Here is a 2075-nt window from a genome sequence, read left to right as displayed (position 1 = left end):
ACGAAACCCCTCAAGACTGATAACCAAAATACGCTGCCTCACGGCAACGCGTCACAGGTGGCCGGATACCCCGGAACAGGTGGCCGGATGTTGTCGGAATAGGTGGCCGGATCCTCCGGAATACGCAATCGACCATCTGCTGCACAACGACCGCCATGCGCAGGTCATCAAGCGATCCCTTCTGTCCGCGGTAGAACAGCGCCCGCTCTGAAAAAAACGAGGTCCAGCAATCGATCACTCGCCGACGGACGTCTTCGGCCCCCACCACATTAAGATAGGTTTCCTGCTGGCCCGCATAGCTTGCCGCTTCGGAATCCTCGGCACTCGCCGAAGAACGGACGGCAACTTTGCCACCGAGCTCTTCATAGGCCGTCATCACTTCTTGCGGCACCACGGCTGTGTCCTCGACAAGCTTCATGGCGGCGGCGTAATCCTGCGCTCGAGCGTATGCCTTCAGTGCCTCTGCATCGACGCAGGCCTCAAGCACCCCTGCCGGAACGACGAACCCGTTCGGCACCGGCAGCCCCTGACGGACCATCGACGACAGGCTCGCGCCCTTGCCACCGGCGACCGCGACTTGGTCGCATTCCGGCTCGTCGAACCATATGACATACCGTTCCTCAGTCATCGAGGATCGCCACTGCGCGGACGGGAGCACCGGTCGTGCCAACCCATTTGATTGGGAAGACCGATAGCTTGAAGCCGTGAGAGGGCAACTCTTTGAGGTTTGTAAGGTTCTCGATATGCCAGTAGGGGTCAGTTTGCATCACCTTGTGAGCAAGCCAGAACTTCTTCGTCTCGAACATCGCCCAGACCGGGGGGTCATAGGTGGGCGCGTCGATGCCTGTGACACGGCAATCATTTTCAATCAGATACTTAGTTGCCTCGGCCGACATCCCGACATGGTCGGTCAGGTAGCGGTCCTCGTCATTGTATTCCGATGCGCCGGTTTGGATCAGCACGATATCGCGCGGCTTCAGGGTGTAGTTGATCTTGGCCAACGCCCCTTTCAGATCGTCAAGGGTGATCGCCGACCCAAATTCGAGATGCCGGAAATCCAGCACCACGCCGTCGCCAAAGCAGTATTCAAGCGGAATGCCTTCGGGACCCGGGGTGTTCTCGTCACCCATATGCTTAAGCGAGTCGATATGGGTTCCGGCGTGATCGCTCAGGGTTACAGAGAAGTGCGCGGTCAGGTGGTCCTCACCATACTCGCCCGCGCCGATCCCTATGGCAAACTCCTCCCAGCTTTCCTTCATAACCAACTTCGGCTCGGCAATGCGCGGAAACAGCTTCATATTCTGGTGAACGGGCATGGATAGATCAACGAACCGCTGTCCCACGGGACACCTCCTTTGGGGTTTGACTGTCTGGAAGGCCGCCTGACAACTTGTTGCGTCGCGAGGCGGCCCGAGGTGCAAATCAGGTAAGGATTTCCACGATACCCGATGTGCCGTTCACGCGAACGGTGTCGCCGGTTTTGATATCCTTGGTCGCGACCGATGTGCCGACCACGGCGGGTAGTCCGAACTCTCGCGATACCACGGCCGAGTGCGACGTCGTCCCACCGGCATCGGTAACCAGGCCCGCAATCTGCGTAAACAGAACCACCCAAGCGGGGTTTGTCATCTTGCAGACAAGAACCTCGCCTTTTTCGACACTGTTGAACTGGTCCATCGATGTGATGACGCGTGCCTTGGCCTCGATAACACCCGGCGACGCTGCGAGTCCGGTGATCTCACCGGCCTTGGTCGGAGGCTTGCGGTAGAACTTGTCGGGAAAGCCCCACAGATCAGCATACGGGAATGCCAGCGCTTCCTCTGTAGCAGTTCCAAGCCAATCCGGCGGCCGTTTCGAGGTGGCCTCTTCATGCTCATCGCGCCGGTCAGACACGATTTCGCGTGCATCATAGGCGGAAGCGTTGCCAACCAGCGCACGCAATTCATTGTATACTCCGAGTCCTGCAGAAGCCGAATTTGTTGACTTGACTGCTGGGTTTGGAACGATTCAGCTATTGCTTATGATCCGCCCTGACTTTCTTTCCTCACCAGCCCGCCTCGAGCTTGAGGCTTGCG

The 2075-nt window shown here is 58.3% G+C and carries 3 protein-coding genes; all 3 read right to left on the bottom strand.

What is annotated here, in order from left to right:
- Positions 1-10 precede the first annotated feature (10 nt).
- The 3 genes from ROE7235_RS19395 to ROE7235_RS20765 all read right to left on the bottom strand — a co-directional run bounded on the left by ROE7235_RS19395 (position 11) and on the right by ROE7235_RS20765 (position 1941).
- Entirely contained in the window at positions 11-628 is a 618-nt protein-coding gene (locus ROE7235_RS19395; protein ID WP_121097665.1) for a PEP/pyruvate-binding domain-containing protein, read from the bottom strand.
- The gene (locus ROE7235_RS19390) at positions 621-1343 is read right to left on the bottom strand and encodes a cyclase family protein (protein WP_121097662.1); all 723 of its coding nucleotides are present in this window, start codon (positions 1341-1343) and stop codon (positions 621-623) included. The genes ROE7235_RS19395 and ROE7235_RS19390 overlap by 8 nt, the downstream gene beginning before the upstream one ends.
- Before the next feature lie 79 nt (positions 1344-1422).
- Complete coding sequence (locus tag ROE7235_RS20765; RefSeq protein ID WP_245964049.1) at positions 1423-1941, bottom strand: PEP-utilizing enzyme; 519 nt, start codon at positions 1939-1941, stop codon at positions 1423-1425.
- Positions 1942-2075 lie beyond the last annotated feature (134 nt).

Source organism: Roseinatronobacter ekhonensis, assembly GCF_900499075.1.
In the GTDB taxonomy this organism is placed as follows: domain Bacteria; phylum Pseudomonadota; class Alphaproteobacteria; order Rhodobacterales; family Rhodobacteraceae; genus Roseinatronobacter; species Roseinatronobacter ekhonensis.
Note: the sequence above shows the minus strand (reverse complement) of the source record. Positions and strands in the feature narration are given on the sequence as shown.